The 20,936-nt window shown below is 60.6% G+C and carries 21 protein-coding genes; 9 read left to right on the forward strand and 12 right to left on the reverse strand.

The features are described from left to right. Window positions 1-66: 66 nt before the first annotated feature. Entirely contained in the window at window positions 67-1,173 is a 1,107-nt protein-coding gene (locus BWR59_RS15065; RefSeq protein ID WP_081566418.1) for an alkene reductase, read from the forward strand. Window positions 1,174-1,303: 130 nt separating this feature from the next. On the opposite strand, the gene BWR59_RS15070 is transcribed toward BWR59_RS15065, so the two are convergent. After that, window positions 1,304-2,410 carry a Gfo/Idh/MocA family oxidoreductase gene (locus BWR59_RS15070; protein WP_081566419.1) on the reverse strand — a complete coding sequence of 369 codons (1,107 nt, stop codon included), beginning with the start codon at window positions 2,408-2,410 and terminating at the stop codon, window positions 1,304-1,306. Between the two features lie 126 nt (window positions 2,411-2,536). Continuing rightward, window positions 2,537-3,310, reverse strand: a complete 774-nt coding sequence (gene cobF, locus BWR59_RS15075; protein ID WP_081566420.1) for a precorrin-6A synthase (deacetylating) — start codon at window positions 3,308-3,310, stop codon at window positions 2,537-2,539. Window positions 3,311-3,526: 216 nt separating this feature from the next. Between cobF and BWR59_RS15080 the strand changes: the two genes are divergently transcribed. The 3 genes from BWR59_RS15080 to BWR59_RS15090 all read left to right on the forward strand — a co-directional run bounded on the left by BWR59_RS15080 (window position 3,527) and on the right by BWR59_RS15090 (window position 4,927). After that, window positions 3,527-3,982, forward strand: coding sequence for a GNAT family N-acetyltransferase (locus BWR59_RS15080; protein ID WP_081566421.1), 456 nt, complete (start codon window positions 3,527-3,529; stop codon window positions 3,980-3,982). 109 nt (window positions 3,983-4,091) lie between these two features. Then, window positions 4,092-4,460: a hypothetical protein gene (locus tag BWR59_RS15085; RefSeq protein ID WP_081566422.1), complete on the forward strand. Its 369-nt coding sequence runs from the start codon at window positions 4,092-4,094 to the stop codon at window positions 4,458-4,460. Window positions 4,461-4,582: 122 nt separating this feature from the next. Further along, a complete protein-coding gene (locus BWR59_RS15090) occupies window positions 4,583-4,927 on the forward strand; it encodes a hypothetical protein (RefSeq protein ID WP_081566423.1) in 345 nt (114 codons plus the stop codon). Here the strand turns inward: BWR59_RS15090 and BWR59_RS15095 are convergent. Together BWR59_RS15095 and BWR59_RS15100 are read right to left on the reverse strand one after the other, a co-directional pair. Beyond that, window positions 4,912-5,433, reverse strand: a complete 522-nt coding sequence (locus tag BWR59_RS15095; protein ID WP_081566424.1) for a GNAT family N-acetyltransferase — start codon at window positions 5,431-5,433, stop codon at window positions 4,912-4,914. The two genes, BWR59_RS15090 and BWR59_RS15095, sit on opposite strands and share 16 nt — an antisense overlap. Before the next feature lie 52 nt (window positions 5,434-5,485). Beyond that, the gene (locus BWR59_RS15100; protein WP_081566471.1) at window positions 5,486-5,917 is read right to left on the reverse strand and encodes a PACE efflux transporter; all 432 of its coding nucleotides are present in this window, start codon (window positions 5,915-5,917) and stop codon (window positions 5,486-5,488) included. 268 nt (window positions 5,918-6,185) lie between these two features. Between BWR59_RS15100 and BWR59_RS15105 the strand changes: the two genes are divergently transcribed. Further along, on the forward strand, window positions 6,186-6,500 hold the full coding sequence (locus BWR59_RS15105; RefSeq protein WP_081566425.1) for a hypothetical protein: 315 nt from the start codon (window positions 6,186-6,188) through the stop codon (window positions 6,498-6,500). A gap of 64 nt (window positions 6,501-6,564) precedes the next feature. On the opposite strand, the gene BWR59_RS15110 is transcribed toward BWR59_RS15105, so the two are convergent. From BWR59_RS15110 to BWR59_RS15120, 3 genes are all read right to left on the reverse strand, one after another. Then, on the reverse strand, window positions 6,565-7,896 hold the full coding sequence (locus BWR59_RS15110; protein ID WP_081566426.1) for an MFS transporter: 1,332 nt from the start codon (window positions 7,894-7,896) through the stop codon (window positions 6,565-6,567). A gap of 84 nt (window positions 7,897-7,980) precedes the next feature. After that, entirely contained in the window at window positions 7,981-10,155 is a 2,175-nt protein-coding gene (locus BWR59_RS15115) for an acetate--CoA ligase family protein (RefSeq protein ID WP_168184486.1), read from the reverse strand. Beyond that, the gene (locus BWR59_RS15120) at window positions 10,148-11,350 is read right to left on the reverse strand and encodes an acyl-CoA dehydrogenase family protein (protein ID WP_081566428.1); all 1,203 of its coding nucleotides are present in this window, start codon (window positions 11,348-11,350) and stop codon (window positions 10,148-10,150) included. Before BWR59_RS15120 ends, BWR59_RS15115 begins: the two co-directional genes overlap by 8 nt. A 160-nt stretch (window positions 11,351-11,510) precedes the next feature. Here BWR59_RS15120 and BWR59_RS15125 point away from each other — a divergent pair, with 160 nt between their 5' ends. Further along, complete coding sequence (locus tag BWR59_RS15125) at window positions 11,511-12,359, forward strand: IclR family transcriptional regulator (protein WP_230982016.1); 849 nt, start codon at window positions 11,511-11,513, stop codon at window positions 12,357-12,359. Window positions 12,360-12,450: 91 nt separating this feature from the next. Here BWR59_RS15125 and BWR59_RS15130 read toward each other — a convergent pair whose 3' ends face one another. From BWR59_RS15130 to BWR59_RS15140, 3 genes are read right to left on the reverse strand one after another with little or no spacing between them, the layout of a single operon-like run. Further along, entirely contained in the window at window positions 12,451-13,749 is a 1,299-nt protein-coding gene (locus BWR59_RS15130) for a dicarboxylate/amino acid:cation symporter (protein WP_081566429.1), read from the reverse strand. 38 nt (window positions 13,750-13,787) lie between these two features. Next, window positions 13,788-14,729: a D-2-hydroxyacid dehydrogenase gene (locus tag BWR59_RS15135; protein WP_081566430.1), complete on the reverse strand. Its 942-nt coding sequence runs from the start codon at window positions 14,727-14,729 to the stop codon at window positions 13,788-13,790. Window positions 14,730-14,764: 35 nt separating this feature from the next. Continuing rightward, window positions 14,765-15,721, reverse strand: coding sequence for a hydroxymethylglutaryl-CoA lyase (locus BWR59_RS15140; protein WP_081566431.1), 957 nt, complete (start codon window positions 15,719-15,721; stop codon window positions 14,765-14,767). A gap of 177 nt (window positions 15,722-15,898) precedes the next feature. On the opposite strand from BWR59_RS15140, the gene BWR59_RS15145 reads away from it, so the two are divergent. From BWR59_RS15145 to BWR59_RS15155, 3 genes are all read left to right on the forward strand, one after another. Then, on the forward strand, window positions 15,899-16,810 hold the full coding sequence (locus BWR59_RS15145; RefSeq protein ID WP_081566473.1) for a LysR family transcriptional regulator: 912 nt from the start codon (window positions 15,899-15,901) through the stop codon (window positions 16,808-16,810). Between the two features lie 104 nt (window positions 16,811-16,914). Next, entirely contained in the window at window positions 16,915-17,643 is a 729-nt protein-coding gene (locus BWR59_RS15150; protein ID WP_081566432.1) for an AraC family transcriptional regulator, read from the forward strand. Window positions 17,644-17,722: 79 nt separating this feature from the next. Further along, window positions 17,723-18,709, forward strand: a complete 987-nt coding sequence (locus tag BWR59_RS15155; protein ID WP_081566433.1) for a DMT family transporter — start codon at window positions 17,723-17,725, stop codon at window positions 18,707-18,709. Here BWR59_RS15155 and BWR59_RS15160 read toward each other — a convergent pair. After that, a complete protein-coding gene (locus BWR59_RS15160; RefSeq protein ID WP_081566434.1) occupies window positions 18,658-19,854 on the reverse strand; it encodes a GAF domain-containing sensor histidine kinase in 1,197 nt (398 codons plus the stop codon). The genes BWR59_RS15155 and BWR59_RS15160 overlap by 52 nt on opposite strands. Window positions 19,855-19,989: 135 nt before the next feature. Then, window positions 19,990-20,904: a LysR family transcriptional regulator gene (locus BWR59_RS15165; RefSeq protein ID WP_081566435.1), complete on the reverse strand. Its 915-nt coding sequence runs from the start codon at window positions 20,902-20,904 to the stop codon at window positions 19,990-19,992. Between the last annotated feature and the right edge of the window lie 32 nt (window positions 20,905-20,936).

Consider the following 20,936-nt stretch of genomic DNA (forward strand, 5'->3'; position numbering starts at 1 on the left):
CCCAAGCCAGGCGGCTTGAATCGGGGCAAACGGCACTTTTACTTTGCACTTCGCAACGAGGCAATCATGTCCAGACTTCACTCCCCGGTTAAGGTCGGCCCTTACACCTTCACTCATCGCGTTGTACTTGCACCGCTGACCCGCATGCGTGCCGAACACGGCGCACTGCCGGGGCCCCTGATGGCCGAGTATTACGCTCAGCGCACCTCCGAAGGCGGTTTTCTGATTGGCGAGGCCACCATCGCCGCGCCAAACGGCAACGGTTATCTGGGGGCACCTGGCCTGTTCGATGACACCCAGATTGCAGGCTGGAAAGGCGTCACCGATGCCGTGCACGCCAAAGGCGGCAAGATTTTCCTGCAGCTCTACCATGCCGGTCGCCAGTCCAACGTTGACGTGCAGCCTGAAGGCAGCATTCCGGTCGGTCCCTCGGAAGTCCTCCACGGTGGCGTTGCCTACACCGCCGACGGCTGGGTACCGAACACGCCGAACCGCGCGCTGACCGTCGATGAAATCGCCGAACTGGTCGAAACCTTCCGCACCGCCGCTGAACGTGGCATCAAGGCGGGATTCGACGGGGTGGAATTGCATGGCGCCAACGGTTATCTGGTCGACCAGTTCCTGCAGGACAACAGCAACAAACGCAACGACATCTACGGCGGCTCGTTCGAAAATCGTGCCCGCTTCCTGCTGGAGGTCACCCACGCGCTGATTTCGGTCTGGGGCAGCGACCGCGTTGCCGTACGCCTTGGGCCAAGCGGCACCTGGGGTGACATGGGCGACAGTGATCCAGAAGGCCTGTTCACCTACGTCGCCCAGCAATTGGCGCCACTGAACCTTGCCTATCTGCACCTGATCGAGCCGCGCATTCTGGGCAACATCGAAGACGAAAACGCAGACCCCGCGCCACTGGCAGCACAGCTGATGCGCAAGCATTACAAGGGTGTGATCATCGCAGCAGGTGGCTTCAACGGCGAAACCGCAGAAGCCATCGTTCAGGCCGGTGACGCAGATCTGGTTGCCTTTGGTCGGCACTTCATCGCCAATCCCGACCTGCCAAAACGTCTGCGTGAAAACCTGCCGCTGAACCCGTATGACCGTCCGACTTTCTTCGGCGGTACCGAGGTTGGCTACACCGACTATGCGTTCTATGAGCAAACTGCTGTCGCATAACGCGACAACGCAAGACACAGCCGGCAGCGAGTGATCGCTGCCGGCTTTTTGTTGCCCATCCATTTATCTGCTCAGACCTTGCAGGGCTCAGGCAGCGCGGACGACCGCTGCCTGAGTCAAGACAGCGACGTCAGCTTGCGAGCAGCGCACGACGTCCGGTGTGCGAGGTCTCCAGGGCGGCGTCCAGCAGTTTGTGCATCCGCACCGCGTCTTCGAAAGAGGCCGCCGCATGCGTGCCCTCTGCGACGTCCTGGGCATAAGCGTGATACAGCTCGGCCAGTTCCAGCACGGCAGATGGCAGATTCGAAGCAGGCAGGCGCAAATAGCACTCAGGGACAGGCAGCACCTGCATTGGCAGATTGTCGCCGTGGGCGCCTTCAATCACATAGTCATCGCCCACATCGCCGAACGCCGACCTATTGGTGATGCGCAGATCGCCTTCGTGGCCGGTGATCTCGATCTGTACGCCAGAACCATTACGTTTGCCGCCCTCGATGTGCACCGAGACCACGGCACCGTTTTCGAGTTGCCCCGCGAGGACCATCTGGTCTGGCGCGGTCGTGCTGAATTGCTCGTCGGTTTCCTTGATGGTGACGGTATCGAACTGATTGACCACCAGCCCGGCCAGGTTGACCGGCCAACCGGTCGCAGTGAACAGCATGTCGAGAAAATGACCGGCATAAATCGCGATCACACTGGAGAAATTCTCCACCGGAACGGTCCAGCGTAGAGCGTTCGGGCGCAGTGCCTGGAAATAATTCATGCTGACGTGGATGCGAACCGAGCGCACTTTGCCGACGTAACCCTGCTGCAACAGGTCCTGCAAATAACGATTGTGCGGCGCGTGACGCCGTTGCAGGCCAACGATGTTGCGAACGCCAGCGTGTTTTGTCAGGCAGCTCAACTCTTCGGAAATGGCCGTGCTGGTGGTCAACGGCCATTCGCAATAGACATTCTTCCTGGCCGCGATGGCTGCACGCACAGCCTCTTCGTGCTGCGGCGCGGTCGTGAGCACTACCACCAGATCGACGTCAGGGTGGTTTACCAACTCATCAAGGGATTCGGCCACATTGGGAATGCCGAACTGATCGGCCGCGGCTCTGGCGCTGTCCTGGCGCTGACTGTAAATGGCGCTGATTTCGTATTGGGACAGCAAAGAGAAGACCCGGACATGACCGTGCAAGGCCCAGTTGCCAATGCCGACCAGACCAACGCGGATAGAGGTTACGGTACTCATGAAAGACTCCGAAAAAAGACAGGGGATGTCCTTCAGAGTCTAGGGAGGGCGGCCTTGGGGAAAAACGGTCCGGGTATCCGAACTTTGCGGACAGAATGGCTTGAATCCGAAACCCGCTCAATGCCCTTACTCGGATTTTTCCTCAACCCCACGCTTCAAAAGGTAAGTGTCCATGATCCAGCCGTTTGCCTCGCGGGCAGCCTTGCGAACCCGCTCGATTTCTTCGGCGACCTCCCCCAGTTTTCCAGAAATCAGAATCTCATCCGGCGTGCCCAGGTAGGCGCCCCAGTAGATATCCAGGTCCTGATCGGCCAGTGTCTTGTAGGTGTTCTCGGCATCCAGCATCACTACCACGCTGTCGACGTTGTCCGGAAAGCCTTGCGCCAGGCGCCGGCCGGTGGTGATTTCCACCGAACGACCGATGTGATTGAGCGGCACCTTGTGCTGCGCGGTCAGGGCCTGGACGCTGGTGATGCCGGGGATGACGTCGTACTGCAGATCGTGGCGGCCCGTTTCGATGATCGCGTCAAGAATGCGGATGGTGCTGTCGTAGAGCGACGGATCGCCCCACACCAGAAAGGCGCCGCATTCGCCGTCCTCGAGTTCTTCGGCGATCAGACGCTCGAAGGTGTGCTGCTTTTCGGAGTTGAGGTTGTCCACCGCCTGCAGATAACCGACACCCTCTCGCTGCCGCTCGGGGTTGAGCGCTTCGACCACCCGATAATCACGGTCAACGATGTAGCGCTCGCAGATCTCCTTGCGCAGGTGGTTGAGCTTTTCCTTGCTCAGGCCCTTGTCCATCAAGAAAAAAACATCCGCCTGATTGAGCGCGTTCACCGCCTGAATCGTGATGTATTCGGGGTTTCCGGCGCCGATGCCGATGATCAGGATTTTTTTCATGAGAGAGAGTCCGGGTATTCGCCATGCGTGAAGCGCTGATAGAGGGGCGTGAATATATCGCGATCCCGGCTGAATCGCCCGCGGTTCTGCCCAATGCCGTGGATTTGAGCCTTACTCCCGGGCGTGTCCGGTCACTGCCAAGGCTAACCTCCCTTCTCGTCACTGGACCACTCACCGCCCAGCTGACAGGATGCGCTCTCATCTCGGAGACTTCGCGTGAGCACGCCCATTACCATCCGCCCCGCAAAACCGGAAGACGCCAGCGCCATCGCCGCGTTGGTCGCAGAAGCCTACACACCCTATATCCGGAGGATCGGTCGCAAACCGGGGCCGATGCTGGAGGACTACGCGCAGGTAGTGGCCGATTCCGTCGTATACGTGTGCCTCGAGGAAGAGGACATCGTCGGGGTTCTGGTGATGCTTCGGGAAGGCGACGAGATGCTGTTGCTCAACGTCGCGGTGTTGCCCCGCTGCAAAGGTCGGGGAATGGGCAAACGGCTGATGACGTTCTGTGAGGATTACGCGCGGGGCATTGGCTGCGTTGCCATTCGCCTGTATACCCATGAGCTGATGAGCGAGAACCAGGACATCTACAAGAGGCTGGGTTACGTGGAGACCCACCGCGCTACAGAGCACGGCTTTGCACGGGTTTTCATGCACAAGGCCCTTTAGATTTTGTTGACCCTTTACTCAACTTTTACGGAGTCTGGACGTTCGTTTACACGAAACGGGTGTTTCATACATCCATGGCGAACCCAAACATATCGCCAGAGGAGACACCATGTTTTCGAAGATGACCCAAGCCTTGATTCTGTCCGGTTGCCTGCTCGCTGCGGGCGTCGCCACCGCAAGTGACCGCAATGTGGTCGTGCCAGTCATCGCCGGGGCCGCCGTCGGTGCGGTGTTGGCCACTGTAATCGCCGATTCGGGCCATGATCGTTACCGCCCTCAATATCGAGAATACCGCCCACAGCCGCGTTATCAGCCGGTGTATCAGCCTGTGGCCTATGTGCCGGTGGCACCACGGGTCGAGTATCGCCGCTTCGCCCCGCCACCGCCTCACGGTTATTACAACGGCGGCCATGACCGCGGTTACGATCACCGCTACGACCATCGTTACGACCACCGCGATGACCGCGGTCGCTGGTAAGCCCTCGCCCTCACCCGTACCGCCGTCAGCACTGACGGCGGTATTGTTTTCAGGCCCGCCCGGCAATGTGCTGACAGCGGTCTAACCTGAACAGGCACGAAACTGCCTTTCGGGTAATTCAAATGCAGAGACTGTGGAAACGCTATCTGGAATGGCTCGACAAGGACCTCAGCACCAAGGTCTTCGACAACTTCAAGAACATGGTGCTGTGCGCCCTGCTGCTGGCAGCGGGCACCGACGCGCTGCGCAGCGGCACTCATATGTTCATGAGCCCGCTCGCTTCCGGTAGCACCGGATGGGGTTTGATCACGATTTCCGTGGTGCTGATGCTGCTGAACATGAGCGACGGCATCCGTCGGCTGTCACGCCTGCGCTATCACACCATTTTGCAGATCCTGATTGTCGTCATCTACGTACTCGTTTCGGAGCGAGTGGTCGAGATGGTCTGGAACTACCGGGCGGACTGAGCAGCCGCAATCGAAAGAACGAATCGGCGCTCCGCTCCTGCCTGCTCATCTGCGGCGAACTCTTCGGGACTGAACCCGCATCGCTCCAGGACTTTTCGCGAGCCGACATTTTCCGGGTAAACGTAAGCGACCAGTTGCGTCAGCTGCCAACGGATCCGTGCCTGCTGGATCAGATGATTCAGCGCCAACGTGGCCAGGCCCTGGCCGCACGCCGATTGCGCCACCCGATAGCCGACCTCCGCCGAACCCTTCGCGGCATCAATGTCTTTCAGATTGGCCCGCCCGACGATTGTCTTGCTGGCGTCCTCGATCACGAACGGATGCCAGACGCCCTTGGCGAAGTCGGACAGATAGCTGTCGATGTGCTCGCCCACACCTTCCGGCGAATAGAAACCAGGGTCTCGCCCATCGATATGGGATTCGAACCACTCCCGATTGACGACTTCGAATGCCAGCAACGCCTCGGTATCGGTACTTTTGAGTTCACGCACGTTGAACGGCGTCATCGATCACATCCCCTGTGGTTAAAGCCGAAAGCAGACGGCATCTTCTCAAATATCATGAGGCCTCAATCGGCTGAGCCGACAATGGCAAACCGAAGATTTTGTCGAAAAGCAGGTTGAACGTGAAGGTGTAGACCAAGAAGAACACCACCAACCCGACGTTCAAGGCCAGTGCGTCCAGCAGAGCGATCTGCAGGGACCAGGCGAACAACGGCACCAGCATGCCGAGCAATCCGGCTTCGAAACCGATGGCATGCAATGCCCGGCGAAATAGCGTGCGGGTACGGTCTGCGCGGCGGGCTTCCCAGTACTCGAACAGGCTGTTCCAGCAAAGATTCCAGAGCATTGCGACGGTCGAACTGGCAATCGCCAAACCGCCGGAATGCACGGTGTCGTGGCCCAGTGCGGTGAGAATGAGGGTATTGAATGCAACCGCGATCAACTCGAAAGAGGTGACGAAAACCAGTTTGCGTTTGACGCCTTGCATGTCCAATGCCTCGTGAAGCCATTTGTAATGGCCGGCTACTATGGCCAAAAACTGACCCTTCGGCCAGTTTTGTGTCAGTCCGTCACTGAATCTATCGCGTTCATGCGCAATAAGCAGACCTTCAACGCCAGCGACGCTCGACCGTTCATCGCACATTCCCGATTTTTCCCAACTTTTCCCGCCCCACGATGAGTCACAAAGCAAGACCGGCTGGCAAAAGCGCCAGCCCCTGCACCTCTGCTCCGTAAATACGAAGAGGCTTTATCACATGAATAAGAAACTGAGTTATGCGCTGACCATTGCCGGACTTGCCTGCGCCCTGTCACAACCCCTGATGGCCGCGACCAGCACCGAAAGCAGCACCTCGAACGGCAGTAGCATGAGCGGGCCGTCATCGTCGTCCTCAGGCACTTCGACCAAGTCTGACGAATCCTCCAGGCCCAGCGGCACCAACGGCGCCAACACCAAAGGCACCGCCCTCCCGGGTTCCGGCGGCGAGGCCGGCAGCGGCGGCAATTCGAGCCCGGGCAACAAGTCGCCGTCGGGCGCGGGCTCAAGCTCTACCAGTGGCAGCGGTTCATAAGTCCGCCGCCCATCCAGCCAGATTCGGAGGTTACAAGCCGAGTCTGGCCGGACACCTCCGGGGCTCAAGCTTTCGCCGCAGCCTTGTGCGCCGGAATGGCAACCAGAATGACCACCGCACCTATTAGAGTGATGACACCCAGAATCGTCAGGCCCAGGTAGATACTGCCGGTGCTGGACTTCAACCAACCGACCAGCGTCGGACTGACGAACGCGCCGATGCCGCCCAGGCTGGTGATGAACGCAATCCCGCCTGCTTTGGTGTGGGCGGTCAGGAAGGTCTGCGGGATGGTCCAGAACACCACGAATCCGCCATAGGACGCCGCTGCGGCAATCGACAGTAAAGTGATGGCGAGCGGGATGCTGTGCGCGACGGTCGTCAGCAAGGCGAAACACACCGCGATGACCGCGCCGCAGGCAACCAGGTGCCAGCGCCGTTCCATGCGCATATCCGAGCTGTAGCCAACGAGGTAGGTGCCGACCGCCCCCGACAGGAACACCACGCTGGAAAGCAGCCCCACGTCCACCAGGTCTTTCACGCCAAAGTCGCGAATGATCGTCGGGGCCCAGAAGCCGATGGCGTTGAACGACACCAGCACACAGAAATAACCGACGACGCCGACGTACAGCCTGGGATTGCGCAACGCCTCGACCAACCCGTGTCCTCGGCCCTTCATCTGGCCCTTTTCTTCCAGCGCAAGATCACTCGATACGATGGCCTTCTCACGCTCGCTGAGCCACTTGGCGTCCGCCGGCTGATCGCAGAGAAAGTAGAACGCGATGATCCCGAGGATGATCGCCGGCACACCTTCCAGAACGAACAGCCACTGCCAGCCGTGCAGGCCATGCAGGTCCGCCATATGGACCATGATCCAGGTTGACACCGGCCCGCCGATGATCCCGGCCGTGGCCGCGCCCATCATGAAGAACCCGGTGACCCGGCCCCGGCGCGCAGCGGGAAACCAGTAGGTGAGGTACAGGATGACGCCGGGGAAAAACCCCGCCTCGGCCGCCCCCAGCAAGAAGCGCATGACATAGAACTGCGTTGGCGTGTTGACGAACATCATGGCGCTGGAGATCAGCCCCCACAGGATCATGATCCGCAGCAGCGTTCGACGGGCGCCGATGCGCTGCATCCAGACGTTGCTCGGTACTTCGAACAGCACGTACCCGACAAAGAACAATCCCGCCCCCAGCCCATAAGCCGCTTCGGAAAAACCCAGGTCGTTCATGAACTGCAGTTTGGCGAAACTGATGTTGGCCCGGTCGAGATAGGAAACGATGTAGCAGACAATCAGAAACGGCATCAGGCGCAGTGTCAGCTTGCGATAAGTGCGCTCGATTTCGTCAGAGGTATAACGTTCCAGAAACGCTGAAGCTTGTTGAGAAATATCCATGTGAGCCTCGAAGACTGGAGGGTGGAGTCGATGCAAAGGGGCGGTCGCACTGTCGACCGCCAACGTCGGCTGGGGCGTCAGACGTCACGAACCGGCAAAATCCTCGACACTTTCAGGTCGCGGCTGCGGCAGCGAATCGGCAACGACCCGCGGCTTGACCAATGCATCCCCGGCCTTTACGCCCTTCCCGGCGCTCAACACGAACAGCGGGTTGATATCCAGCTCCTGCACCACATCGCGCAAATCGACGGCCAGTGCCGACAGGCGCATCAAGGTGTCGATCACCGCGTCCAGGTCAGCCTTCGGTCGACCACGCGCGCCGTCCAGCAGGGCGAACGCCCGCAGCTCCCGGAGCATCGATTCTGCTTCCGAGCGGGTGATCGGCGCCAGCCGGAAGCTCACGTCCTTGATCACCTCGGCGAAGATTCCGCCGATCCCCACCATCACCGCCGGGCCAAACAGCGGGTCATTGTTGATCCCCAGAATCAGCTCGGTGCCGCCACTGACCATTTCCTGCACCAGCACGCCATCGACGACTGCATCCGGTTTATAGGCACGCGCATTGCTGACGATCTCATCGAACGCCGCGCTGATCGCCGCTTCACCTTGCACGCCGATCCGCACTCCACCGGCTTCGGTCTTGTGCGGAATGTCCGGCGACTGGATTTTCATCACCACCGGAAAATCCATCGCACAGGCGATCTGCACGGCCTGCTCGGTGCTGCTTGCCAACGCTTCGTGGGTCACACCGATGCCGTAGGCCTGCAGCAGCTTCTTGCCTTCAAATTCGGTCATGTCGGTGGTTCGGTTTATCAGCGACTCACGCATTTGCGCAGCATGCAGCACCAACGGTTGTTCAGCCTGCACCTGCTCCAATTGCTTGCGCGCCTGGGCAAACGACCACAGGGCACTGGCGCCCCTTGCGCAACGCACCGGCGATTGATAACGCGGAATGCGGGCCGCATCGAGAATCTCGTAAGCGCCATGAACCGAAGCCGGGTCGGCGTTCCAGGCGACCAACACCGGTATCCCGTACTGATCGCTGATCCTGACAATCTCATTCGCCAGTTCAGTCGCGAGTTTGCCACTGGCCGCCGCCAACGCCAGACCGATCATGTCGACGTTCGGATCGTTTGCCAGTTGTTCCAGTGTCACTCTCAGCAAGTTGGCATCGTTGAGCAGACTCGCCGTCACGTCCAGCGGATTGGCGATGGCGGCGAAGGATGGCAATACCTCTTTCAGCGCGTTCACCGTTGCAGGCGCCAGTGTCGGCAGTTGCAGCCCGCCCTCGGCAGCCCCGTCGGCCATCGCGATTCCCGCTCCTCCGGAAATGGTGACGATGGCCATGCGATTGCCTTTCGGCAGTCGGCCAGGCAACAGCGCTTTGGCGCAATCGGCGAGGTCACCGACATCCTTGACTTCGATGATGCCGCTCTGCCTGAACGCCGCGCGATACAGCGCCATCGAGCCCCCGAGATTGGCGGTATGCGACGCCGCCGCTCGGGCCCCCGCTTCGGAAGTACCGACCTTCCAGACCAACACAGGCTTGCCTGCACTGAGTGCCCGTCGTCCGATGCCCAGCAGTCGATGCGCGTCCTGAAAGCCTTCCACGTAACCGGCGATCACCCGGGTTTCGGGGTCGTCGATCATGGCGTCCATGAAATCCAGCGACGTGGTCACGGACTCGTTGCCAGTGGACACGTAATGCCTGAAGCCTACGCCTTCCTGGCTCGCCAGCATCACGATCGAATTACCGAACGCGCCGCTCTGCGACGTCAGGCTCAAATGGCCTTTGGGGTAGGTCAAGCCATACGGCGCGCCGAAGCCGACATGAATGCCTTCGCTGATGTTCATGTAACCCTGGCAATTGGGGCCGATCACCTGCATGCCGAACGATCGGGCGATGGCGGTGATGTTGCGTTGCGCCTGCGCGCCCTCCTCTCCGGCTTCGGCGAACCCTGAAGACAGAATGACTGCGAACCTGCAGCCCTTGGCGCCCAGCTCCCTGAGCACGTCGGGAACGCGCTTGGCGCCAACGGCAATCACCGCCACATCCGGCGCTCTCGGCAGCGAAACGACATCGGGGTAGCAGCGATAGCCCGCCACTTCTTCATAGCGTGGGTTGACCGCAAATACCTGCCCGGCAAAGCCTTTGGCCTTGAGGTGCGCGATGGGTTGCCCGCTGATCGAGGCCAGATCCTGCGAGGCGCCGATCACGGCAATCGAGCGTGGGTTGAAGAACAAATCGAATTCAGACATGGCTGTGACCTGCAACGCTAGCAATGGGCGCGCGCTCGTTATGACGATGGGCAGCAAACACCTGTTTGGCGATGTTGAGCTGATGAATCTGGCTGGTGCCTTCGTAGAGTCGAAACAGCCGGACATCCCGATACCAGCGCTCGATCGAAGCGTGATCGGCAACATACCCGGCGCCGCCGAACATCTGCACGCAGCGGTCTGCCACACGCCCACACATCTCGGTCGCGAAGTACTTGCACATCGAGGCTTCGAGGACCACGTCTTCCCCCCGGTCGCGCTTGCGAGCGGTTTCGAGAATCATCGAGCGGGCGGCGAAAATGTCGGTCTGACAGTCAGCGATCATTCCCTGAACCAGTTGATGGTTCGCCACGGGCTGGCCGAACTGCACACGGGCCGTGGTGTGTTCGAGGGCCATCGCCAGCATGCGCATGGCCGGGCCCGTGGACAGCGCCGCCAGATGGATACGCTGCTTGTTCAAGGTTTTCATCACCGTGCGAAACCCTTGGCCTTCGACGCCGCCGATCAGGTTGCCCACCGGGACTCGACACTCGTTGAAGAAGACATCGCCAACCGGAGAACCGGCCTGCCCCATTTTGCGATAAGGGGCACTGGTGGACAGGCCGGGAAAGTGGCGTTCGACGATGAACGCCGAGACGCCCTTCGCGCCAGTGCTGCCCGGTTCCGTACGCGCCGTGACGGTGAAGACATCGGCGATGGGGCCGTTGGTGATGTAACACTTCTGGCCGTTGAGAACGTAATGATCGCCATCGCGCCGAGCAGTGGTCTTGACGTTGGTCGCTTCCGAGCCGGCGTCGGGCTCGGTGACCGCCAGGCAAGCGGTCCATTCGCCGCTGGCCAGAGGCGGCAGATAATGGTGCTTTTGCTGTTCGGTGCCATCGACCACAATCCCTTCGGAGCCGATACCCGTGTTGGTGCCGACACGGGCGCGAACAGCCACTGAGCATTGCGACAGTTCGAACGCCGCCAGCACCAGTTCTTCAGTGGTCAGCCCTGCGCCGCCGTAGCTTTCAGGGATACTCCAACCGAAAAATCCCTTGTCGCGCATCGTCTGCACCAGGTCGGCTGGGACTTCGTCGCAGCGCTCGATGTCGTCCTCACGGGCCATCGCCGTTTCATGCACGAAGTGGCGTACCTCGTGCAAAAACGAGTCGAACGCCTGCTGATCTCTGATCATTGTCGTGTCCACCTATTGTTATATTTGTTGCCGACCATATGGCATCACAGTCGACGAACAATCAAACAGTGTTCCACTATGCAGAACACTGTTTGAATAGTTGGAACAGCCGGCGTATTACTGCCTGACCTGACAGCGAGATGCCGGAGGCCTCCAGGCCATGAACGACAACCACAAACACGGGAAGACACCCGCCCCGCAAGACTGGCATTCGCCTTCCAGGCATTACCTCCCGGAGGAGTTTGCCGATGACCGGCAGTTTGCCGCGACCCTGGCCCGCGGCCTGGAAATCCTTCACTGCTTCACTGCTCGCGATACCCAACTGGGCAACGCTGAACTGTCGTCACGAACCGGAATGGCCAAGGCGACGATCTCGCGCTTCACCTATACCCTGGTGCGCCTGGGTTATCTGCGGATCAATCGCCTGAACAACAAATACCAGCTGGGCTCGGCAGTGTTGTCGCTGGGCTATCCGCTACTTGCCAGCCTCAACATCCGGCAGATCGCACGCCCATTCATGAAGGAACTGGCAGACCACATTCGCGGCTCTGTGTCGCTGGGCATGCGCGACCGCTTGAGCGTCGTGTACCTGGAAAGCAGTCGCAGCGCGGCGCCCATCAGCCATCCGCCAGATGTCGGGCTGAGCTACCCCATTGTCAGAACGGCCATGGGCCGCGCGCTGATTGCTGCCTCTTCACGGGAAGATCGAACCGCACTGCTCAACGAGATCAAGGTCCGCACCCCCGATGACTGGAAGACCTTTCAGACCCGCATCGAGGAAAGCGTTCAGGAGTACCACGAGCTTGGTTTCTGCCTGTCCTACGGCGACCTGCGCCGGGAGATTCACGCCGTTGCGGTGCCGATGCGCGCGATGGCAGACGGCGAAACGCTGGTGTTCAACTGCGGCGTGTCCTCGTATTTGCTGAACGAGGGGCAACTGAAGAACGACATCGGTCCGCGGCTGGTGTCGATGGTGCGCAGTATCGAAGGGATGCTGGGGATTTATTGAAATCCATGGGCGGTTGACTCGGCGCAGAAACGCCCTCAGCCCCTGGACTCACCGTGCGTGGCGGTGAATCGAGGGGCTGAGAGCGAAACCCTTAACCAAGCTCGCGCTTGAGTTGTTCCCGGTCCAGCGCGCCATCCCAGCGGGCGACGAATAACGTGGCCACGCCGTTGCCGATCACGTTGATCAACGCCCCGCCTTCAGAGATGAAGCGGTAAACGCCCAACACCAGAACCAGTCCGGCCGCCGGAATCACATCGACCGAAGCCAAGGTCGCTGCCAGCGTGATGAACGCTCCGCCTGTCACGCTGGCCGCGCCTTTTGAGGTCAGCAACAGAATCAACAACAGCGTGACCTGGTGGTACAGCGACAGGTCGATGTCCAGCGCCTGGGCAATGAAGATCGCCAGCACCGTCATGTTCAGGCAACTGCCATCAAGGTTGAAGCAGTAGCCCGACGGCACCACCAACCCGACCGTGGATTTCTCGCAACCCAGCTTCTCCAGTTTGTCCATCAGCCGTGGCAGCGCCGACTCCGACGAGGAAGTCCCCAAGACCAACATCAACTCTTCGCGAATGTACTTGAGGAACTTCCACAGACTGAAACCGGCGAGGCGCGCGACGATATTCAGCACCACAAAGACGAACACCAACCCTGTGAGGTAGTAGCACACCAGCAGGTTGGCGTATGAGCCGAGCGACTGAACCCCGTACTTGCCCACCGTAAACGCCATCCCGCCGAAAGCCCCCAACGGCGCCAGGTACATGACGATCTTCAGCATGCGAAAGAACGCCTTGGCGATCAGGTCGATGGTCGCCAACAGCGGCTTGCCCGTCTCGCCCAGAAACTGCAGACCGAAGGCGAACAGCACGGAAATGAACAGCACCTGGAGAATCTCGCCCTCGGCAAAGGCCCCGAACACCGTGCCCGGAACGATGTGGGTCAGGAACCCCACCACGCTCTGTTCGTGAGCGGCCTTGGCGTAACCGGCGATGGCCGAGGAGTCCAGTGTCGCGGGGTCGATGTGCATCCCCGCCCCAGGTTTGAGCAGGTTGACGCCGATCAATCCGATGACCAGTGCAATGGTGGTCAGCACCTCGAAGTAAACCAGCGACTTGAAACCGATGCGGCCGATGCGTTTGAGGCTCTGCATGCTGGCGATGCCGCTGACCACGGTGCAGAAAATGATCGGCGCGATGAGCATCTTGATCAGCTTGATGAAGGTGTCACCCAAGGGTTTCATCTGTTCGCCCAGCGCCGGGCTGAAATGCCCGAGAACGATGCCCAGCACAATCGCGGCCAGCACCTGAACGTACAGATGCTGATAAAAAGGCTTGCGCTGCGCGGAGCTGAGTCCTGCGGTGTCGATTGAAGAGCTGATTGTTTTTGTCATGGCTCTGCCTGCGTGTGGTTCGTGAGATTGGCTGGGGATCAGGTCACCGCGTTGATGGGCGCCCCTGCAGCGAATGCGGAGATGTTCGCGGAGAGCACCGCCTTAAGGCGCGCCACGCTGCTCTGGCTGGCCCAGGCCACATGGGGCGTGATGATCAGATTGGGATGCGCGCAGTGCAGCAGCGGGTGGTCGGCTTGCGGCGGTTCTGCATAGAGCACGTCCAGCGCGGCGCCACCCAACTGGCCATTGGCAAGGCCCGCAAGTACCGCGTTCTCGTCCACCAACGGCCCGCGAGCGGTGTTGATCAGCAGCGCTGCGGGCTTCATGCGGGCGATTTCCGCTGTGCCGATCAGGTAGCGCGTCTGCGGTGTCAACGGACAATGCAAAGTCAGCGCATCGGCCTTGGCGAGTACCTCATCGAATGAGGTGTAACCCTCACGCACTCGCGCGACGCCACGGTGCTCGGCGAACAGCACGTTGATGTCCAGCGCTCGGGCAAGCCGTGCCACACGACTGCCGATATCGCCACGACCGACAATGCCCAGCGTCGAACCCTGCAGATCCTGAATCGGCGCGCCATGCACGCAAAAGTGCGACGAGACCGGCCAATGGGTGCTCGAAGCTGCCCGGTAAGCCAATAGATGACGGCGTAAAGCGAACAGCGAGGCGATTACCGACTCCGCCACACTCACCGCGCTGTACGCCGGCACATTGCACACCGTCACGCCCTGATCGCGGCACGCGGCGATGTCCACGCAGTCGTAGCCGGTGGCTGCGACGCAGATGAGTTTCAGCTGCGGCAGTTGTTCGAGCGCAGCACGATCAATCCGCACTTTATTGGTGATCGCCACGTCGGCCTCTGCCAATGCTTCGACCAGCTGATTGGAAGCCGTCTGTTCGCGCTCGACCCAGTGACTGGCTTCAGGCGGGCGCGGTAACGGAGACGGCAGGCTTGCGCCGTCGAGAAATACGATATGCATGGCATTGGCTCTTGTTGTTCGAAAGGGGGTACGGATCACCCGCGCTCGGCGTTGGCGACCTGTTTGCTCAGGGTCTGGACGTGCTCGGGAACGGGATGCAGGTCCAGACGGCGGCCCGCCTTGAGGATCTGGCTTGGGGTGTCATGGCCGATCAAGCCGGGCAAGCGCGCTGACGCGGCCAGCACGCGGTCGAGGTCCATGCCGGTCTGATAGCCCATCAGGTCGAGCATGTGCACCAGGTCTTCCATGCACACATTGCCACTGGCGCCCGGTGCATACGGACAACCGCCAAGACCGCCCAGGGACGCATCAAAGCGCTCGATACCCGCTTCAAGGGCGCCGAGGGTATTGGCCAGCGCCATGCCCCGGGTGTTGTGAAAATGCAGGGTCAGTTGCAACTGGGGGAAGCGCTCGCGCACTTGTCTGCACAGCGCCTGAACCTGAGATGGGAACGCCATGCCAGTGGTGTCGCACAAGGTGATACCGCGCACCCCCAGCGTGGCGAAACGATCGACCCAGCCCAGCACTTCATCGGCCGCGACATCACCCTGCATCGGGCAGCCGAATACCGTCGACAACGACACGTTGATCGCGACAGGCCCCTGCCCGATTACACCAATCACGTCTGCCAGTTGAGCGAAGGATTGCTCGCGGGTCATGCGCAGGTTGGAGCGGTTGTGCGGCTCGCTGACCGACATCACCAGGTTCGCCTCATCGATTGCGCAGCCCAACGCGCGTTCGGCGCCCCGCACATTAGGCACCAGTACGGTGTACTCGACACCCGGCTGGCGTCGAATCCCGGCCATCACCGCTTCGGCGTCGCGCAGTGCAGGGATGGCTTTGGGTGAAGTGAAGGACGTGATCTCGATCTTGGCGTAGCCGCACAGGCTCAACGCGTCGATCAGCGCGATCTTGTCGCAGGTCTCGACGAAGGTTTTTTCGTTCTGGAAGCCATCACGGGTCGCGACTTCCTGCATGAACAGACGTTTCATTGCGGCTGCCTCTCTGCTCTCGTTATTGGTTGGCCTTATGAGCTGGCGTCATGGGCTGGCGTCATGGGCTGGCGTCATGGGCTGGCGTCATGGGCTGGATCATCGGCGCAAAACGAGGTGATGAGAATTTCAAAGATTTCCAATATTCTTTCCGAAAAGGAAACCCTCGAGACCGTCATGATCAATCTGCTTCAGCTGGATCTGGTGTCGCTGCGCCTGCTGGTGCTGGCCGCAGAAAGTGAGAACCTGACCAAGGCCGCCGACGGCGCGCACATGACCGTGTCTGCCGCGAGCAAGCGCCTGGCCGAGCTGGAACGCATCACCGACTGCACGCTTTTCGTGAGGCTTCCAAGGGGTCTGCAGTTGACGCCAGCCGGTCGCGGGCTGGCCGAACATGCCCGGCATATTCTGGAAAGCGCCCAGCGCATGGCCCACGATGCCAGCGATTTTTCCAATGGCGTGCGCGGCCATGTCAGGCTGTTCGCCAACACCTCGGCAGTCATTCAGTTCCTGCCTGGCGACCTGAACACTTTCCTCGCTGCAAACCCTCACGTGCGCATCGGCATGGAGGAAGCACTCAGCGACATGACCATCCAGGCCATCGAAGACGGGCGCGCCGACATCGGCATTTTCGCCGATAACGTACCCGCGCCGACGATCGAAAAACAGCCGTACAGGCGCGACCGGCTGGTGGTACTGGTGCCACAGAACCACCCTCTCGCCCAACGATCGACGGTGTCGTTTGTCGACACGCTGGACTACGACTACGTCGCCCTGAATCAAGGAAGCTCATTGCTCAGGCGCATCAGCGATGCCGCGTCCAACGCAGGCAAACTGCTCAAAGTGCGGATTCAGGTCAGCAGCTTCGACGGCATCTGCCGCATGATCGATGCCGGCCTGGGCATCGGCATTCTGCCGCTGGGCTCGGTGCAACCGGGCTTGCTGGAAACCAGCCTGAGCGCAGTCCCCCTCCAAGATCCATGGGCCTCGCGCACGCTGTACGTCGGTGTTGCGCGGGGGGCTCGCCTGTCGCCAGAAGCCGCCAATCTGTTCAGTTTCCTGTCCAGTCTGGAACCCGCGAGCCCATGAATACCGCTGGTCTGCGGCCGTCGTCGCCTCGTTTTTGCCACTGCGCGCCACGTGCTAGGATCCGCCCACGGCCGCTGCGCCCTTCTGCCCCTTCGGACACCTGAATGCGTCCCGCACTGGAAATTCGCACTTACCAACGCGAGTCCCCTCATCACCATCACGCCTTCGCGCAACTGGTGATGCCGGTCGGCGGGCGGATGGAAATCGAAGTCGAGGGACGTGGCGCCTGTCTGGATCTGTCGCTGGCCGCCTGGGTGGCGCCAAACGCAACTCACGCGCAGGTCGCGGAAGACGCGAGTCGTTTTCTGGTTCTGGACTGCCCGAGCCATTGGCTGGGAGAAGCCGCGCTGGCCACGCTGGCGCAGCAAACCTATGTACCGATCAACCCAACCGCTCGCCGTCTGATCGAGTTTGCCGACCTCGCGGGTCAACACGCGCTGACCGCTCACTCGACCCATCTGATCCCGCTGCTGCTCAGCACGTTGAGTACAAACGCGCTGCAACCCGCTGGGGGCATGGATGTGCTACTGGCCCGGCTTGAAGCTGATCCCGGCGCGGCGTGGAGTAACGAGGCCATGGCCCGTGTGGCGATCATGAGCGAGGGTCAATTGCATCGACGCTTCCTCGAACGCTTTGAGCAAACGCCGCAAGCCTGGCTGGCGAACCTGCGCATGCGCCATGCCCGTCGCTGGCTGGCCGACAGCAATCTTCCCGTTGTCGACATCGCCCTGCGGCTGGGCTTTTCCGATCAGGCCGCCCTGACCCGCGCCATGCGCCGCCTGTGCGACACCACCCCCGCGGCCTGGCGCCGGAATGCTCGACGGTCCGGGTAAAGAAAACACCGGTCTGGAGCAATACCGCAGCGGGCCTAACCCCTCACACTGCCGCCACATGAATTGAAGCGGTGGCGATGTGGCAAGCAATCAATCGTTGATCAAAGGCATCGGCTGCGGTATCGCGGCGGGCGTGTGCTGGGGCGTGATTTTCCTCGGGCCGGCGCTGACACCGGGGCTGTCGGGCACGGCCTTCGCGGTCCTGCGATTTCTCTGTTACGGGCTGTTTTCCGTGGTGCTGTTGCTGCCCCGCTGGCGCAGGGTCCGTTCGTCGCTGTGTCGCGAGGACTGGGTATCGCTGTTCTGGCTCAGCCTGATCGGCAACCTGCTGTATTACTCGCTGGTCGGCACCGGCGTTCAACTGGCGGGCGTGGCAACCACATCGCTCATCGTCGGTTTGATTCCGGTGCTTGTGGCGCTCGCCGGCCGCAGAGATGCCAACGCAGTGCCGATGAGGCGGCTGGCTCCATCGCTGTGCTGCGCTGTGGCAGGCGTAGCGCTGATCAGCTTCCATGCGCTCGATCAGGACGAAGTTGCCGCTGGGATCAGCAGCAAATGGGGGCTGCTCTGCGCATTCGGCGCCCTGTTGAGCTGGAGCTGGTATGCGGTGCACAACGCTCGTCGGCTCGCTGTTACCGATGTTTCGGCCCACGACTGGTCGCTGCTGACAGGCGTCATGACCGGCGCTCAATCGTTGCTCCTGGCCATCCCGCTAATCAGCTCGGGTTACCAACAGCTGAGCCCGCAGACCCTTGCCCACTTTTTGCTGATCGCTGCTGGCGTGGCACTGCTGGCCTCGGTGATCGGTGGGGTGTTCTGGAATCACGCCAGCCGCCTGCTGCCCCTGGCACTCAGCGGCCAGGTGCTGGTGATCGAAACCCTGGCCGCGTTGTTATTGGGGTTTCTCTGGGAGCGACGATTGCCGACGACCATCGAGATGACTGCAATCACCCTGCTGGTAATCGGCGTCGTCTGGTGCCTGCTCTGTCATCAGCGGCGCTCCCACAAGCCCCATCAAACCTTATCCAGCCTCGCCGGGAAACGCGCGACAAAGCAGGTGCCTTGATCCGGCGACGAACTTGCCGAGAGCGTACCCTTGTGACCCTCCAGAATCTGCGACGCAATGTACAGCCCCAGGCCCAGCCCCTCGCCTCTTTGGCCACCTTCGGAGCGTTTGAACGGCTGGAAGAGCAAAGGCATCAGCGCCTCGGGAATGCATGCGCCCTGGTTCGCGACCGACAGCACGAATTCGTTGCCGTCGAGTTTCGCGGCAACCTCAATCGGATGCTCGCGCGCGCCGTGCCTCACCGCGTTGCCCAACAGATTCGAGAGCAACTGGCCGATGCGCGTCGGGTCGCAATAAATGCCCGAGGGAATATCCATGTTCTGATGAATCAGGATATCGGGCTCTGAGGCCTGAATTTCGGCCACCACCGAATCGAAAACACTTTGCAGATCGTCGACCACCGACCGTCTTACTGGAATGCCGCCTCCGAGCCTGCCACGGGCAAAATCCAGAACGTCTTCGATCAGGCTGCCCATGCGTTGCGAGCTTTTACGAATGGCACCGGCCAACCCGCGCTCGCGCCTGTCACCGAGCTTGGACTCAAGCAGATCCGCGCTCATCCGTATTGCGCTCAGCGGCGTACGCAGGTCATGGCCCAGCACAGCGATGAACTGCTCACGCAGGCGACCCGCTTCGGTGGCGTCGGCCAGCGCGTTCTCGGATTTTTCCAGATCGCCACGCAGATCCAGATGCATGGCGATCAACTGGGCAAACAGGCCGAGGGTCTTGAGTACGGCGTTCTCATCGAAATGCGCAGGCACTGTGTCGATGGCGCACAGGGTGCCAAAAAACTCGCCATTCCCAGTGATGATAGGAATCGAGGCGTAACTTTCGAGTTGATAGGTTTTGGGCGTGTGATGATTGGCGTACAGCGGATGTTCACTGGCGTGAGTGAAGATCACCGGTTGTCTGTCCTGGCGGATCTCATGACAGATCGTCGACTCCAGCACCAGTTCGCCCCCCGGCCTGAGGCCGAAATCGAGCGAGTCATCGACCGCCAGCGCCACCCAGTGCTCATCTGTGACCCGGGCAACGGCCGCAAAGCGCATGCCGGTCACGTGCTTGACCATGTTCAGAATGATCGGCACCGCATCGATCCTGGCGACCGCTGCGATATCACTCGAAAAGATAGAGGTTTCAGGCATCACGCTCGCCATGGATAGATAGGTGGATCGTGAGCAGGGTGTCCGCCAACGTATGCTGGCGAATCTTAACCTAACGCTGGAAAAACCTGTGGCCAGATACGGCCATTCGCCAGCGGTTTCAGCTCGCAATGACTGTCAGGCGACGACCGGCGCGTGCTTTGCCATCAACTCGACCACCCAATCGATGAACACACGCAACTTGATGCTGATATGCCGGTTGGGGGGAAACGCCACGTACATCGGCATCGATTCCAGGCACCAATCTTCGAACAACGGCACCAGCGCCCCGCTCGCCTGCGATTTGCTGGCCATGTAGTGCGGCAGCCACAGTATCCCAAGGCCCGCCAGCCCCGCCTCCAGATAGGCATTGCCGTCATCCACCGCCAATACGTAGCGGCCTTGTGTCTGAACCGTCTCGCCATCGCGCTGCATCACCATGGGGAACAGCTTGCCGGTGCGCGCCCAGCGATAGCCGACGATGCGGTGATGAGTGTCTTCAAGCTCCCGAGGATGCGCAGGCACCCCTACTCTGTTCAGATAGTCCGGGGCGGCATACACCCCCAGTCGCAGGTCGCCAATGTGACGTGCCATCAGCGATTGATCGGTCAACTCGCCGCCGCGCACCACGCAATCGACGTTCTCACCGATCATGTCGACCATGCGGTCGCTCACCCCAAGGTCGATCTGGATGTCCGGGTATCTGGTGTAAAAATCCGGCAATGCGGGGATCAGTATCGTGCGTGCGAACGGGCTTGGGACGTCAACCCGCAACCGACCTCTGGGCAGGGTGGAAGCGCTGGAAAGACTGGTCTCGGCATCATCCACATCAGCCAGCACGCGGACCGCACGTTCGTAGTAAACGGCGCCGTCGGCGGTGACGTTGACCTTGCGTGTGGTGCGATTGAGCAACTTCACCCGCAAGCGCGCTTCCAGCTGCTGAATAAGCTGGGTCACGCTGGTCTTGCTCATGTGCAGGGTTTCGGCGGCCTTGGTGAAACTGCCGCTTTCCACCACACGAACGAATGCCTGCATCGCGTCGAAACGGTCCATCGCCACTCCAGAAAGTCATGGGATTGTTTGGG

It is taken from the genome of Pseudomonas sp. Bc-h (assembly GCF_002080045.1).
Classification (GTDB): domain Bacteria; phylum Pseudomonadota; class Gammaproteobacteria; order Pseudomonadales; family Pseudomonadaceae; genus Aquipseudomonas.